Annotated in this window: 15 protein-coding genes; 6 read left to right on the forward strand and 9 right to left on the reverse strand. The window is 42.5% G+C overall.

Annotated elements, in window-relative coordinates; genetic code table 11:
• The first annotated feature begins 93 nt into the window (after positions 1-93).
• From ACX5J7_RS16090 to ACX5J7_RS16100, 3 genes are read left to right on the forward strand one after another with little or no spacing between them, the layout of a single operon-like run.
• Positions 94-663 (forward strand): hypothetical protein, encoded by a 570-nt coding sequence (locus ACX5J7_RS16090; RefSeq protein WP_498707516.1) that lies wholly within the window; start codon positions 94-96, stop codon positions 661-663.
• A gap of 49 nt (positions 664-712) precedes the next feature.
• Positions 713-2,119 carry an O-antigen ligase family protein gene (locus ACX5J7_RS16095; protein WP_498707517.1) on the forward strand — a complete coding sequence of 469 codons (1,407 nt, stop codon included), beginning with the start codon at positions 713-715 and terminating at the stop codon, positions 2,117-2,119.
• A gap of 34 nt (positions 2,120-2,153) precedes the next feature.
• Positions 2,154-2,564, forward strand: a complete 411-nt coding sequence (locus ACX5J7_RS16100) for a 3-phosphoshikimate 1-carboxyvinyltransferase (RefSeq protein WP_498707518.1) — start codon at positions 2,154-2,156, stop codon at positions 2,562-2,564.
• On the opposite strand, the gene ACX5J7_RS16105 is transcribed toward ACX5J7_RS16100, so the two are convergent.
• The 5 genes from ACX5J7_RS16105 to ACX5J7_RS16125 form a co-directional block, all read right to left on the reverse strand.
• On the reverse strand, positions 2,565-3,320 hold the full coding sequence (locus ACX5J7_RS16105) for a VpsP family polysaccharide biosynthesis protein (RefSeq protein WP_498707519.1): 756 nt from the start codon (positions 3,318-3,320) through the stop codon (positions 2,565-2,567).
• A gap of 16 nt (positions 3,321-3,336) precedes the next feature.
• Entirely contained in the window at positions 3,337-4,053 is a 717-nt protein-coding gene (locus ACX5J7_RS16110) for a tyrosine-protein phosphatase (RefSeq protein ID WP_498707520.1), read from the reverse strand.
• A 9-nt stretch (positions 4,054-4,062) separates the two neighbouring features.
• Positions 4,063-6,279 (reverse strand): GumC family protein, encoded by a 2,217-nt coding sequence (locus ACX5J7_RS16115; RefSeq protein WP_498707521.1) that lies wholly within the window; start codon positions 6,277-6,279, stop codon positions 4,063-4,065.
• A 26-nt stretch (positions 6,280-6,305) separates the two neighbouring features.
• On the reverse strand, positions 6,306-6,767 hold the full coding sequence (locus ACX5J7_RS16120; protein WP_020744721.1) for a polysaccharide biosynthesis/export family protein: 462 nt from the start codon (positions 6,765-6,767) through the stop codon (positions 6,306-6,308).
• Positions 6,768-6,850: 83 nt separating this feature from the next.
• Positions 6,851-8,056, reverse strand: coding sequence for an outer membrane beta-barrel protein (locus tag ACX5J7_RS16125; protein WP_498707522.1), 1,206 nt, complete (start codon positions 8,054-8,056; stop codon positions 6,851-6,853).
• Positions 8,057-8,734: 678 nt separating this feature from the next.
• Between ACX5J7_RS16125 and ACX5J7_RS16130 the strand changes: the two genes are divergently transcribed.
• On the forward strand, positions 8,735-10,189 hold the full coding sequence (locus ACX5J7_RS16130) for an undecaprenyl-phosphate glucose phosphotransferase (protein ID WP_498707523.1): 1,455 nt from the start codon (positions 8,735-8,737) through the stop codon (positions 10,187-10,189).
• 411 nt (positions 10,190-10,600) lie between these two features.
• Positions 10,601-10,972 carry a glutathione S-transferase N-terminal domain-containing protein gene (locus ACX5J7_RS16135; protein ID WP_020743343.1) on the forward strand — a complete coding sequence of 124 codons (372 nt, stop codon included), beginning with the start codon at positions 10,601-10,603 and terminating at the stop codon, positions 10,970-10,972.
• Positions 10,973-11,121: 149 nt separating this feature from the next.
• Here the strand turns inward: ACX5J7_RS16135 and rplT are convergent, their stop codons facing one another.
• The 4 genes from rplT to thrS form a co-directional block, all read right to left on the reverse strand.
• Complete coding sequence (gene rplT / locus ACX5J7_RS16140) at positions 11,122-11,478, reverse strand: 50S ribosomal protein L20 (RefSeq protein ID WP_012518092.1); 357 nt, start codon at positions 11,476-11,478, stop codon at positions 11,122-11,124.
• An 18-nt stretch (positions 11,479-11,496) separates the two neighbouring features.
• Complete coding sequence (gene rpmI / locus ACX5J7_RS16145) at positions 11,497-11,694, reverse strand: 50S ribosomal protein L35 (protein WP_012518091.1); 198 nt, start codon at positions 11,692-11,694, stop codon at positions 11,497-11,499.
• 118 nt (positions 11,695-11,812) lie between these two features.
• Positions 11,813-12,352 (reverse strand): translation initiation factor IF-3, encoded by a 540-nt coding sequence (infC, locus tag ACX5J7_RS16150; RefSeq protein ID WP_071951277.1) that lies wholly within the window; start codon positions 12,350-12,352, stop codon positions 11,813-11,815.
• A 115-nt stretch (positions 12,353-12,467) separates the two neighbouring features.
• Positions 12,468-14,384, reverse strand: coding sequence for a threonine--tRNA ligase (gene thrS, locus ACX5J7_RS16155; RefSeq protein WP_015066886.1), 1,917 nt, complete (start codon positions 14,382-14,384; stop codon positions 12,468-12,470).
• 457 nt (positions 14,385-14,841) lie between these two features.
• Between thrS and ACX5J7_RS16160 the strand changes: the two genes are divergently transcribed.
• Entirely contained in the window at positions 14,842-15,726 is an 885-nt protein-coding gene (locus ACX5J7_RS16160; protein ID WP_278383849.1) for a fructosamine kinase family protein, read from the forward strand.
• The last annotated feature ends 37 nt before the right edge of the window (positions 15,727-15,763 follow it).

Genomic DNA, 15,763 nt, shown 5'->3' on the forward strand with positions numbered 1-15,763 from the left:
AAAAACGAGATCTTAGACGTTCACTTGTTGTACAATATGGCCATATGGTGTTAGCAAGAAGCTAACCCGACGTTTTTAATCTAAGGATAAGTTATGCGTAGCAACGTTTTTTTATCTGTGCTTTTAAGCGCTTTAATCGCTTTTTCGACAGTTTCTTTTGCACAAGAAGGCAACGGACCAGGTTTGCAAGTTAGGAACCTTTTGGTTACTGAAATTGAAGAAGGTGCCGCAGTTGAGCAAGCAGCCAGTGTAGTAAGCCAGACTGTACTTAATGAAGCACTATTTTTTGATGCATCGGCTATGGCTTATTTAGGTGAAAATCAAAATGCTTTCGAATCATTAGTGGGCCTTTTGAATGATAACGCCACAGGGTTTGAACTTGCGATAGCAGGTTTTACAGCGTTTCCTGAACAGGCTGCACAGATTGTTACCATTACTATTTTAATGTTTCCTGAAGACGCTAACGAAATTTACAACATAGCCCTTCAAATGCAGGTTATTAGTGAAGAAGACGCCTTATTAGCGGTTATTAATGCAGGCGTCGATCCTAGCACGTTAACGGCTACTGCCGCAGGTGCTGCAGGCACTACGTTTTCTCCGCTAGGTGTAGGTACTGGAGCTGCAGGCGCAGGCGGTGGCGACACAACCATTTCAGCTAACTAGGTTGCTTTAATTTATATTTAAATTCTACTTTAGTTAGTTGTAATTGCTTATGTTTAATTTTCAGAAAACCGAAAAGTTTCTTTTCGGTTTTCTTTTATTTACCTTGTTCTGGCTGCCTTTGTCACTAGGAGCCAATCGCCCGTGGGCATGGGCGTTAATGCAAATGTCGTTTTTCTTTATTGGCGGCGCTTTATTACTCATTAACAACTTTTTACTATCAAAGCTATACGCACAATACAAGGTGCTTGTTATTGTATGGATGGCATTCTTAGCTTGGCAGCTAGTTAATATCATTCCCCTTCCTTTTTCTTTAGTTGAAGCCCTTCGCCCTGAACGCGTTCACTTTACGATGAGCCAAAATACTCAGTACTTGGAAGATATAAGGTCGCAGTGGCTTTCGCTAAGTTTCGATGTTGGGCAAAGCAACGTTACGTTTTTTAAATCGCTTGCCTATTGCTTCTTGTTTTTCATTGCACTTACGCTTATCAACACAGGTAAACGCCTTAGGTACACTTTGATAGTAATTAGCGCTGCTGGTGTGCTTCAAGCTATATATGGTGCATTGGAAGTATTGTCTGGCTTAAAGTACAGCTTAATTTTTAAACTGCCTGTTTCTCATATTGCCACGGGAAGCTTTGTTTATAAAAATCATTATGCCAATTTTCTATTACTTTGCTTAAGTGCTGCCATTGGTTACATGATAGCGAGTTTACGTGTTCGAAGCGGTTCTAGCCCAAGAGAGCGATTACGTAGAATAGTGCGCTTTTGGTTAAGTAATAAAGTGCTGTTTCGAATCGGTATTATCATTATGGTTATCGCGTTAGTTATGTCTCGCTCTAGAATGGGTAACAGTGCCTTTTTCATTGCTATGACTATTACTGCCACGCTAGGCTTAATTTACTTTAAACCACGCCAAAAAAGCTATGTAGTACTGTTTATTAGTATGCTGGTAATCGACATTCTTATTGTTAGTAGCCTTTTTGGACTTAAGCAAGTGCAGCAACGTTTAGAGCAAACAAACTTAACCCAAGAAAGCAGGGATGAAGTTGTTACCGATGCCCTTCCCCTTCTTTTAAAATATGGAATTATCGGTACAGGCGGAGGTACCTTTTATACGGTATACCCGCAGGTTCAAAGTGAATCTATTCAGCACTTTTACGATCATGCTCATAACGAATATCTTCAATTTGCTCTTGAATTCGGCATAGTAGGCGCAGCCATTATAGCCGTGCTTGTATTGCTATGCGCGAAAAGCGCCTTAACCGCAATACGGCACCGAAGACACCCCCTTCCGCGAGGAACCGCATTTGCAGGTATTATGGCAATAATAGGAATGGCTTTACACAGTACTGTCGACTTCCCTCTACAAGCACCGGCAAATACCGCTATATTTATTATACTGTTAGCGCTAGGTGTGTTAAGCCGCGATATACCTATGGGAAGGCATGATAGATAACCAGCATTGGTTTTTATAACACAAGGGGATTTGTGTGGTATTAAAGATAAAGCGACCGATAAAAGAAGAGCCAAACGTTCAACATATGCTGGAACGTATGCCCAAAAATGTTGCCGATTCTTTTACTGACGACCAACTGTTTCATTTAAACACAGCCCTAGCCGGGCGGCGATGGGGTAGCCACAAAGTTGACGTAAGAGGCACTATAGGTTTACTGCGAAGCCGATATTATTTTGTTTTATTGGCAGGTAGAGATAAGCGCGACCTATCGCGTACCGAAAGCCGTATAGGCAAACTGGTGATGGCAGCGATGATTGCTTTATTCTTATGCGTATCTTTAGTAGTAGGTTTGGTGCTGCTGTATATTTTAAAAAGCTGGCTGGGTATAAACCTTTTTGAAGGATTCTCGTTAGGCTTATGGGATTGGCTAAACGGAAAAGGCTAACTAATCATACGTTATACAGTTAGGAATGCGTTTTCGAACTGGGTAAATGGCGTCACGCAACCATCTACAAACGGTTCCACTCGCATTGTGCTTTTGTATTGCCTTTAAAACAAAATCTCTGCTAAGCGGGTTCTGAAGGCCTAAATTCAAATGCTGTTTCAATTGCTCTTTAATTTTTACGTAGTGAATAGACCTTGAACTAAACATTTCTAAACCGAACTCCACAATAAACTTATGCACTATGGCATCTTGTGGGCCGGCTTGCTTCGCGTTTTTTACATAATAGTAAAATTCATTATCCAACTCGTTTTGTAGCAGTTTTACAGAAGCCAAGCCGATCCAACTGCCGCTCCAGGTAGGCCGTAATAGCAGGCTTTTTTGATAGCTTATTGCCGCATTGTTTAAGTTGGCATTAATGGTATTTAAGTCTGAACCAGCATCGACCGATTCTTCACTTCTCTTTTCAACAATAGCTTTCCACTCGAATAGCTGCCCCTGTATTTGATAATACAGAGCGTTATCGGGGAAGTAATCGATAGCGCTGCCAATTTTACTTAGACCACTGTCAACTTGCTTTATTGAAGCTTTTTCAGGACTTAGTTGCCATCCTTCAATATCATTTTTCACGCTGTAATACGCGTTACCCGCAATAAAAAGCTGGAAGCTCCACAAAAAAGAGAAACCGGCAAGTAGCACCATGATCCACTTCAGTATTAAGCTGTTATCTTTGAAGATGTTAAGTAATCGGCTAGTCATTGATTGGTTCATTTTTTTAATCGAACGACACTATCGCACCAGGCCGCGTTACAAAAACTTCTTGCGCAAATTCATCACTGAATGCCGACACAACGTCGTAAGCGGCACCCATATCGTTTGGACGGCGTACAAGGTCGTGGGTGTCTGACGCCACTACATGGAATGCTTTGTTTCGCATCATTGACAGTGCAAAATCTTCTACTTTGTCACCAAAACGACCTGTTAAGGCACCAGCGGTAACTTGGAATATACAGCCCTGGCGCTGCAGCCAACTAAATTTATGCTGCTCGGCTAGCAACTCGCGATTCCGCTCTGGGTGTGCAATAAGGGGCTGCACATTATTTTTTAAAAGCCATTTTATAAGCACTTCTAAGCCTTGTGGTATATGGCTATGTGGCATTTCAAGCAACAGAATATGCTTACCATTATATGTACCTAAAAAAGGCAGTGCTTTTTGCTTATACCAAACAGGAATTAGCTCGTTAACGCGCACTTCTGCGGCATAAGAGAGAGAAAGAGGTATAGATGCACGGATAATTTCTTTTTTGAATTCTAGAAAAGAATGTTCAATAGACTTTAACGTATTGTCAAAGTAGCCTTTGTGGATATGTGGTGTGCAAACCATATGGCGAACACCGCCATCTACAGCTTGCTGCGCCATTTCCAAGGCAATGTCTAAAGACCTGGCACCATCGTCGATGCCAGGTAATATGTGGCTATGTAAGTCTATCAATAAATGCTGTTAGCTGCTTTTATGACTGGTATATCCGTATTGGTCATAAAAACCAGCGTACCTCTGTGCTGCCCCTGATTTGCGTAAGTCTACTTGATTTAGTACTACACCATCAAGGCGGTGACCTACTTGTAAGAAACGAGACAAGCCATTGTTAATAAGCTTTTCACTGGTACTATCCGCACGTACTACGTAAATTACCGAGTCACAAGAGTTAGCAATCAACATAGAGTCGCTTACCGCTTGAGTAGGTGCAGTATCAATGACAACGTACTTATACTGAGTTTTTAACAGCTCAATAAGCTCGTTGAAACCTTTATCAGACAAGAGCTCCTGCGGGTTAGAAGGTATAGTACCTGCTGATAAGATGTCGATATTAGACTCTTCATCTCTAACCAAGCACTCATCCAATGTATGAGACTTCAAGATAAGGTTGGCTACGCCCGGCTGATAGTTGGGAATGTTAAATTGCTTACCTACACTAGGGCGACGTAAGTCCGCATCAATAAGTATAGTTTTATCAAGCTGACCTAAGGCGAACGCCAAGTTTATAGAAACCGTCGTTTTACCTTCTTTAGGTACACTTGAGGTTACCATTATAGCTTGTTGCTCTTTGTCTAAATTCAATAAAGACAAGCTAGTACGCAGTGTACGAACAGACTCGGCAAACTGGTGTTTTTTGCCATCGAAGAATGAACGAACTGGTAAGTCGGTCTTTTTCTTATGTGGTAGCCAAGGAATAAGCCCCAACATACGCTGCCCTAGCTTACGCTCTACATCTTCAACTGAACGTATACCACTGTTAAGCGTTTCCATCGCAATAGCTAAGAACACACCAAAACCCACACTAAATACGAAAGCTGCGCCAATTAACAATTTTTTATTTGGTTTTGAAGGCACATAGTTTGGAAGCGCTTCATCCAACACTCTTGCGTTTGCAGATTCAAACCCACCTAGCTCGTCTGTTTCTTTTAAGCGTGTAAAGAATGAATTGTATAGCTGCTGATTAATATCAACTTCGCGCTGAAGGGCTTTGCGCTGATTATCCAGCGCGGATAGGTCGCGAAATTCGGCTTTCGCACGAGACACTTCTCGCTCTAATTGCGCCACCCTATCTTCAGATACTTCATATTGCGTTGTAATACTTCTAATAAGGTCGCGTATTTGGCCGCTTAATGTTTCTCTTATTGATGAAAGCTCAGCGTTTGCTGCAATCATGCGCGGGTGTTTCGGGCCGTATACATTACTAAGCTCACTCACTCGCGTCATTGCCTTAGCTTCGTCACGACGAACGTCTCTTATAGTCGGGTGATTAAGTACTTCAGGCAGGCGTGCAATGTCATCTAATGAAACATCGTTACGTGTTTGTTTGTAAATAACAGCGTTTAGTTTAAGCGCCGTCTGTGCATCTAATAACTGCTTACTTAGTTGCTCTAGTTCTTCAGACGCTAAACCGACTACACCATCAATGTTTACCACTTGGTTTTCTTCATAGAACTTTGCCAAGTTACGTTCTGCTACGTCTAGCTTTTGCTTCAACCCTTCAAGGCTTTCTGTAAGAAAAGACGTCGCTTTTGCTGTCATATCCAGCTTAGCTTGAAGGTAGTTTTCAATGTACACATCGGTAACTGCGTTAGCTAGTTCAGCCGACAGCTGCGGAGATTCGGTAGTAACAGTGATACGCATTACTTGCGTGTTATCTACCATTTCTACTGATAACGCGCTCATTAATAAGGATGTGGCTTTACGCTTTTTAGCCGCTAGGACTTGCTCTTCAGTCAGCTCTTTTGGGTCTTCTTGGGGCAAAAATGGCAGTGCCTCCAGAAGGCTTGCCTTAATTTGGTCTACAATGCCTGGCTCTTCCTTAGCGGGCATAAAGTCTTCATTATTCCATAGCGACAAGCTCTCTACCGTCCGCTCTGCAATTTGACGTGACTGCAATATTTCAAACTGCGTTTGCATGTAGTCTTTACGCTTGGTATCTAAGCCGTATACCTCTTCAATTGAAACCACATTTGCCTTGTCGGCCTCTACCAAAATAGTAGTAGTAGAGGTGAACATTGGCGTCATGCGCATTACCAGTAACGCCACCAATATGGTAAAGGCGATAGCTAATGAAACAATACGAAATGCGTAACGCTTTATAATTCCTAAATAGTGAGCAATGTCGATGGTTTCATTTTCAAACACACCGGCGTTTAACTCTTCCCTGCTATTTACTGCCATTTTTATTCCTGAACGCTACGTATAATTTAGAAGAAACGCTGATTAATGGTGATGATGTCACCAGGCTGGATCATATCGCTAACCGTTACTGTGAACTCGTTAGTTCTGCCGTCTTTTTCGCGAATGATGGTAATTTTGTCGCGCGCTGCACGTTCGGTATACCCACCTGCTAACGCGGCCGCTTTATTTACTGACAGACCGGGTTGATAAGCATAGCCGCCAGGGCGCTTAACTTCACCATCAATAAAGAACGGGCGATATTCTACGATAGCGACAGAAACAGATGGGTTAATAAGGTAATCCCCTAGTAACCCTTCGTAGATAAGTTGCTCTACTTCAGCGGCTGTCATACCTACCAGTTTAATCTCACCTAAAAATGGGTAATTAATAGTACCTACGTCTGGAAGGCGAACTTCCATTGAAAGGTCTTCTTGCCCAAAAACGCTTATTTGAATTCTATCGCCAGAGCCTAATTGATATTGGCTCATGCTTAAGTTGCCCTCTTGGGCTACTACAACGTTAGAAATGAACAAATAACAAATAAAGAAGAAGCTTAGAACTACACTATTCTTCACAACGTAACCTCAGCGGATAAACCAACAACGTTTCTATCATAACCTATAGCTTCTCTGTTACTGTCACGATCAGCTAATTGATAAAATAACGAGAATGATAAATAACGACGTGCTTGATAATTAAGAGAAGCTGAATAACGCATCAATTCGTCATCACGGTTTGCTATACCGTCATCATCAAGTACATATTCATTTGTTTCACGAGCAATGGTTACAGAAGAGCTTAAACGTTCTAACCACTCATGGTTCCAAGATGCAGAATAATCTCTGCCTCGAATAAAGTTCCCTTCCCCATTAGTTTCTCGGGTGTCGGCGTTGGTAGAGAAGCGAAACGTTGAATACGAAACAGGCTGCCATTCTACTCCAACCTCCCAATCAGTCCCATAGAAAGTGCTTCTAGTCGCAGATTCAAAATCTTTCTCTTTATAACCGACTTTCGCAAAACCCGTTGTTGCAGCAGTCGATTCCCAAGTTACACCCAATAGAACGCGTGTTTCGTCACTATCACGTGTTTCAATGCCGGTTTGGTTATCGTATCTGACGTAGGTTTGGGTAACGTCAAGTACAGCAGTAGTCGCTGAACCAATTCTATAACCCAATTCAGCGCCCACCTTATTTTTCACACGATCTCGAATTAGGTAAGCTTGTTCAGATCTATCATAGTCAAGAGTCTCACGGTTAGCTTTAAGCGTTAGCAAGCCATCAGATGTAGCGGCACCGTACATGTATTCACCGCCAAAATAAGTACTTTTGTACCTGTCAGGAGTAGTAATAGCTGTACCAAGGCCTAGTGAGAAGCCGGTGCCTCTGTCTTCATGACCGTCTTCATATTGAGCGATAGCATTGATTCGATGGCGACTGTTCAACTCAAAGTCACCCGAAGCTTCTACAAAGTGGTCAGTGTAATCGTCGTTATCACTGGAAAAATAAACGCCGCGTTCTAATCTATAACCAACTTGAACTGGGTTACCATCTACTTCTGTAGCTGCGATTAGTTCCGGCGATAACGTAGTGCGCCAGCTGTATATTTTGGGGTCATCATCACGCGCATACGCAACATTATCGACGTAAGCCATCGACGATGAAAATGATGGAATTAAATCGAACTGCCCTGCTTGAATTCGACCGGCCTCTTGGGCATATAGTGTCGGGGTGGCGCAAATTACCGACATTGCTATGATGCTTTTGGTCCTTTTAAACATGTTTTTTCCTTCCTTCGATGACCTATCTGTAATGACAATCTAATAACGGTAACTTCGTTTAGCTTTCACCCACTACACAAGCGTATAGCTCTAGTAAAAGAAAAATCTGCATCTTTTACAATTTTTGGTGTTTTTTTACCGGAATATCTAAACTATATTTGAACACGAGCAATAGACGTGCCGTTTTTTGGCCTCTTAACTAAACGTAGAAAAAGTTTCGTTAACTCGCCTGCGCTCAACAAACGGCCGCTCGCAGACACATTAGCTAAATCAAAAGTATTTTATAAAGTACTTAGGTATTGTTTCAGCTATATGTCGACACGTTATTTTGCTCAGTATGCTATCGTATTTATGTAACGAATGGAAAGCTTGTGAGCGTCATTCTACTCTTTCTGCACCAAATTAGTACGAAATAAAGTTGTTTGCTGTAATAAAATTACAATAACAGTCCAATATTGTTACAATGAAAAATAGTAGTTCTGAAATAACTAAGATTAACGTGTCAAAAACACATAGTTGTAAAAGCAGCAAACACCGCGCCATTATTAGGCACAACTATTGCTTACTTTTAGACAAACGTATTAGCTGTTTTTACTGTTCACGTAATAATTGGATCAGGCTAGTAAAACAACCAAGCCATCCACGGCGGCCTTCACTTTTCACCTAGAGATTACCTAAATGGACAATAGAGTAGAATCTAACAAAGCGATAAAAGCTCATCCGGTAGAACCTAATACCAATGGTGGTTTAGTTGTTAGAAACCAGAGCGGTTTTTCTACTGTTTACAGACTTATTGATCTTTCCCTTGTTACCATTCTTTATTATTCATCTGCTGCGTATTACGGAAACCAGATAGACACGACAAGTCTTATCCTTTTATTTATCAATGTAATTTGCTTTCAAATTTCAGCAGAAGGCGTGGAGCTTTATCGGTCTTGGCGCGGTCATGGAACCCAGGAAATGCTGAGAGCAGCGGCTATCACGTGGGCATTGAGTATTTTAGGCACTATGACGATGGGATATTTCTTTGTTCAAGAAATCAAGACCCCGCCGCCTGCAATTTTACTGTGGTTCGCATCGTCATTCGTTGTTTTAATAATGTGGCGATTTGTTATGCGAAAATTTTTATTTCGCATTCGTAAAAGTGGTTTGAACTCACGTCGCTCTATAATAATAGGCGCTACTCAACTTGGCGCGAATGTCGCACTTCAGATACAACAAAATGAGCACTTGGGTATCAAGTTCAATGGCCTCTTCGATGACCGTGAGCCAGAGCGCCTTCCACACGAGATGCAAGGGGCTGTGTTAGGCAACATTGAAGCTGCGATAGAAATGGCAAAGCGCAATGAGGTTGATTACATCTACATTGCCCTTCCGATGAGTGCAGAAAACCGAATTCGCAGCATATTAGAGCAGTGTAGTGACACCACGGCAAACGTTTATGTTATTCCGAACTTCTTCATGTACAACCTACTAAATGCTCGCTGGCAAACAGTAGGTAACGTGCAAGCACTAAGTGTTTACGACACCCCGTTCCAAGGTGCGAGCGACGTTCTTAAGCGTTTTGAAGATATTGTTTTAAGTACTCTAATTTTAATGCTTATATCTGTTCCTATGTTAGCGATTGCAGCAGCAGTTAAGCTTACATCCAAAGGGCCCGTTATTTTTAAACAAAAGCGTTACGGATTAGATGGTAAACAAATTACGGTTTATAAGTTCCGGTCTATGACCACGCAAGATAATGGTGCAGTTGTAAAACAAGCAACCAAAAACGATGCCCGTTTAACGAAGATTGGTGGTTTCTTAAGAAGAACTTCTTTGGATGAACTTCCGCAGTTTATTAATGTTCTGCAAGGCCGTATGTCGATTGTTGGCCCTCGCCCTCACGCTGTGGCGCATAACGAGGAATACCGCAAAATCATTACAGGCTACATGTTACGCCATAAAGTTAAACCAGGAATTACCGGCTGGGCACAGGTAAATGGCCTGCGTGGTGAGACTGAGACAACTAACAAAATGGTACAGCGCGTAGAATATGATTTGGATTACATACACCGCTGGTCTATTTGGTTCGATATCAAAATAGTGTTTATGACTATTTTCAATGGCTTTATTAATAAGAACGCCTATTAATAACGCTCACTAACATTTCACAAAGCGGCAGTTTGCCGCTTTTTTTATGCCCGTAAATAAAATGATGCTTTACACCGCGTAACCACTTAAATGTGTTTTTTACCAGCGCCAGTGTCACTGTCGATGACGACACTCAGCTAGTTACCGACCTGTCTTTAATATAATTGAAACCTGAGTAACTGTTTGTCGACCCGGGATATGCGATTCTTTTGACCGGCCATTTGAGCGTTGATTGTTGGGAAGGTGGTATGGTCTAAATTTATCGTTAACTTATCCATATCGGTCTTTGCGATTTACTTTACTGCTATGCCCTTGCATCTGGATCTTATTCGCAATTCCTCCATATAAGATCCTATATAGAATTTTTGCTATACTACGCCGCTGTATTTCTTAACCTTGAAAGTCATAAAATTGAGCTTATTCATTTCCCTAATTCGAAACGCACTTGGCGGTTTTATCGCCTTGCTTGATTTAATAACTCGTGGCAGAAAACTTAAACGATTGCCACAAGAACAACAGCAAGTCGAAAAAGCCGTACAAGAATTAACACTTTATCAATTTTTTGCATGCCCTTTTTGTATTAAAACACGCAGCGCTATGTATAAATTGAATTTGCCTATTCGTAAACGCAGCGTATCGAGTGGGTCACCGTATCGTGATGAATTGGCGCAACGCGGAGGAAAAGTGAAAGCCCCTTGCTTACGCATACAAACTCCTGAAAAGGATATTTGGTTGTACGAGTCTTCAGAAATTATTAAGTATTTGCAGCAACGTTTTCTGTAAGTTATTTATATTAGCTGCTTAAAGGCGTGCAAAGTCAGCGACAAGGTAAACACCATAAATAGAGTGATTTATCTAAACCACAAAAACGAAAAAAGGCGAGCATCCTGCTCGCCTTTTCCCGAAAGAACTTAAACTTAATTAGTTAATAATTAAGCTAATGCGCCTTTAGCCGCTTCGACTAGTGCGCTGAAAGCTGCTTTGTCATGTACTGCGATGTCGGCAAGGATCTTACGATCGATTTCAACAGACGCTTTCTTCAAACCGTTAATGAAACGGCTGTATGACATACCATTTTGACGAGCAGCAGCATTGATACGTGCAATCCATAGTTGACGGAATTGACGCTTGCGCTGACGACGGTCACGGTAAGCATATTGACCAGCTTTAGTTACAGCTTGTACCGCTACGCGATATACACGTGAACGTGCGCCGTAATAACCTTTTGCCTGCTTGAGGACTTTTTTGTGACGAGCACGTGCGATAGTGCCGCGTTTTACTCTAGCCATTAATCAGTCTCCTAAGTCTTATACGTAAGGCAACATGCGCTGAACCAATTTGGTATCAGAGTCATGAACCAGTTTTTTGCCACGAAGGTGACGTTTACGCTTAGAGCTCTTCTTAGTCAGAATGTGACGTAAGTGAGACTGTTTGCTTTTAAAGCGGCCAGAACCCGTTTTCTTGAAACGTTTGGCGGCACCGCTTACAGTTTTCATTTTAGGCATTGCTAAAACTCCGCATTGTTTAATATCGGTATTTTTCGTGTTGCAGTCACTTCATACCGGCTAATGTTTAGCAGCAAGGTGTTTAAGGGTGCAGATTCCTTAAAACTTTAGACCGTTACTACTTCTTATTTGGGGCTAGCACCATGATCATCTGACGGCCTTCAACACGACGTGGGAAAGACTCGCAGGTAGCGATTTCTTCTAAATCCGTTTTAACGCGGTTTAACAAATCGATACCGATATCTTGGTGCGCCATTTCACGACCGCGGAAGCGGATCGTAACTTTGGCTTTGTCACCACCTTCAAGAAAGCGACGCAGGTTGCGCAGTTTTACCTGGTAATCGCCTTCATCAGTGCCAGGGCGAAATTTAATCTCCTTGACCTGAATTTGCTTCTGTTTTTTCTTCTGCTCTTTTTGAGCTTTACTTTTTTCGAAGAGGAATTTGCCATAGTCCATAACTTTACAGACTGGCGGCTCGGCATTCGGACTGATTTCTACTAGATCTAGGCTCGCTTCTTCAGCGGTACGCGTAGCTTCTGCTAGCGAAACCACACCAACCTGTTCACCGTCTTTGCCAATTAATCTTACTTCTCTGGCTTTAATCTCATCGTTAATGCGGGCTTTGTCGCCCTGAGCCTTGTTGTTAGCGCCTTTAATGTGCTATTCCTCCAAACATTTAATTCTTTTGTCTGCTTTTAGGTGATTCGTATGAATCTAAAAAATAAAAACTAAAAGCAGACACCTTGATGTGCATTATACACAAAATGCTCAACTATTTAATTGTCTTTTCTACAACTTCTTGTTGAGCCATGGCAATAAAGTCTTCCAGGCCCATTTTGCCTAGGTCGTCGCCGCGACGAGAGCGTACTGCTACTTCGCCCGCTTCCATTTCTTTATCGCCCACCACCAGCATATACGGAATACGCTTCAATGTGTGCTCGCGGATTTTAAAGCCGATTTTCTCATTACGCAAGTCAGACTTTGCTCTAAACCCTAAATCTTGCAGTTTTTTTACACAATCTGATGCATAGTCAGCCTGTTTGTCGGTAATATTCATTACCACAACTTGCTGAGGTGCCAACCAAAGTGGGAAGAAACCTGCAAATTCTTCGGTCAAAATACCGATGAAGCGTTCTAATGAACCCAAAATAGCGCGGTGAATCATTACCGGTACTTTGCGCTCGCCATCTTCAGCTACATAAGTAGAGCCTAAACGACCTGGCATTGAGAAATCTAGCTGTACGGTTCCGCACTGCCATGCACGGTCTAAGCAATCGTGCAGCGTAAACTCAATTTTCGGCCCGTAGAACGCACCTTCGCCAGGCTGATAATCGAATTCGATATCGTTGGCTTTAAGTGCTTCTGCAAGCGCCGCTTCTGATTTATCCCAAATCTCATCCGCACCTACACGCTTTTCAGGGCGAGTAGACAGCTTAACTTTGATATTTTCAAAACCAAATGCCGCGTATGTCTCATACACCATCTTAATACAGCCACTTACCTCTTCTAGGATCTGTTCTTCTGTACAAAAAATATGAGCGTCGTCTTGCGTAAAGCCTCGCACACGCATTAAGCCGTGTAGCGCACCCGATGGTTCATTACGGTGACAGCAGCCAAACTCGGCCATACGAAGCGGTAAATCGCGATACGATTTTAAGCCTTGGTTGAAAATTTGTACGTGGCCCGGGCAGTTCATAGGCTTAACCGCATATTCACGTTTTTCAGATTCGGTGGTGAACATGTTTTCAGCGTACTTATCCCAGTGACCTGATTTTTCCCACAAAGAGCGGTCCATCATTAATGGGCCTTTTACTTCGTCGTAGCCGTATTCACGCAGTTTTTTACGCACAAAGCTTTCTAGCTCGGTGTAAATAGACCAGCCGTCGTTGTGCCAAAACACCATACCTGGCGCTTCTTCTTGCCAATGGAACAGGTTAAGAGCTTTACCAATTTTGCGGTGGTCGCGCTTTTCCGCTTCTTCTAAGCGCTGTAGGTAAGACTTAAGCTGTTTCTTGTCAGCCCACGCTGTGCCGTAAATACGCTGAAGCATTTTGTTGTCGCTGTCACCACGCCAGTAAGCACCTGCTACCTTCATGAGTTTGAAGTGGTGGCAGAACTTCATGTTCGGTACGTGCGGGCCACGACACATATCGGTATATTCTTCGTGTTGATAAAGTGCTGGGCGATCGTCCTTGCTGATGTTTTCATCAAGAATTTCCATTTTGTAGCTTTCACCGCGCGCTTCAAATGCATCGCGGGCTTCCTGCCAGCTAACTTTATTTTTAACCACGTTGTAATTGGTTTTAGCCAGCTCAAGCATGCGCTTTTCTAACTTAGCTAAATCTTCCTGGGTTAGGCTCTCTTCCATATCAACGTCATAGTAAAAACCGTTGTCGATAACTGGGCCGATAGCCATTTTGGTGTTAGGCCAAAGTTGTTTGATAGCGTGGCCTAACAAGTGCGCGCAACTGTGACGAAGAATTTCTAAACCTTCATCGTCTTTTGCAGTAATAATTTGAAGTTGTGCGTCTGCGTCAATCATGTCAACAGCGTCTACAAGTTCGCCGTTTACTTTCCCTGCAATGGTTGCTTTGGCTAAACCAGGGCCAATATCGTTTGCAACATCTAGTACAGAAACAGGGTTATCGAAAGCGCGTTGGCTTCCATCAGGAAGGGTAATTACAGGCATTTTAATTCCTTTACAGTGGTGACGCCTACTCTGCGCCACATGCATAATCTGATAAATTTAATCGTGCTATTGAGCACTCGAATACAGCGCACTTTCGCCGCGCTATGCATAAAAAATGCGCGGGCTCGGTACAGCAAGTGGTGGATTATAACCAGTGTATGGGCAACTTCAATAATCAAAAGGCTATCTTGGTGCAATTTGTGTCATATTGTTCTTTGCATTTAACATTTTAAGCGTCGAATTCGTGCATTTATGTTTTTTTAACCCATACTTTAGAATAATGCGATTTGGCTTATTAATGCTTTTCTTATGCGCTTTTTTTGCGCATATGTTCACACCAAGCCAGTTAGTAAGACGTTATCGCGGGTCGGGCACTATCTTTATACCAAAGCGTTTCAAGGGAACGTTTTAAATAGGCGTCTTAATGTAAAGAAATAGACTTAGCAGAGCGTGTGATATGTGGCATTTCATTAGCGAGCATATTTCAGATGAGACCGAGCAATTTTTCAGTTGTCAAAAAGCCGAGCGCGTAAGCGGTGGCGACACCCATGAAAGCTATATTATTAAAGACGCTACTCATCGCTATTTCGTGAAAACCAGGCGTTACGACGACACCCAGCAGCTTTCCCATGAGGCGGAAGGATTAAATGCCTTAGCCAATACACAAACGATTGCCACACCTCGCGTCATCTGCCACGGCATTACCGCCAACGAAACCCCAAATATGGAATATTTAGTGCTTTCTCACATTCGCTTTATAGAGCCTAACGCAGATAACTACTTCACATTAGGCGAGCAGTTAGCGTCGCTTCACAAGGTAAACGCCTATACCAGCTACGGCTGGCCCCACGATAATTACATTGGCGCTAGCGTGCAAACCAATGGACGAATGGCTTCATGGGCCGATTTTTTTGCCGAAAGGCGAATTGGCAGCATGCTAGAACGCTTGGCCTCAAAAGGACTTTGGAAAAGCGAGGATGGTGATATCGACTCTATCGTTACGCGGGTTCGACACCTTCTTAGTTTACATCAGCCCCACCCTTCTCTGCTTCATGGTGACTTGTGGGCAGGCAATGCAGGGTTTAATAGTAAGGGGCCTATTTTATTTGACCCTGCTGTCTATGTTGGCGATGGGGAAACCGATTTAGCCATGGCTGAGTTATTTAACGGTTTTCCCCAATCTTTCTTTGACGGATATGAACAGCACCTACCCATTGAAAAAAATTACCCGTTAAGAAAACCAATTTACCAGCTTTACCATATTTTAAATCACGGGTTATTATTCGGCGCGCACTATATTGCGCAAGCAAAACACGTGCTAGATGACATTAACAGAGACTAACCCCCTCACAATACGCCGCATAAGATTTAAAAATAGA

It is taken from the genome of Alteromonas infernus (assembly GCF_902705815.1).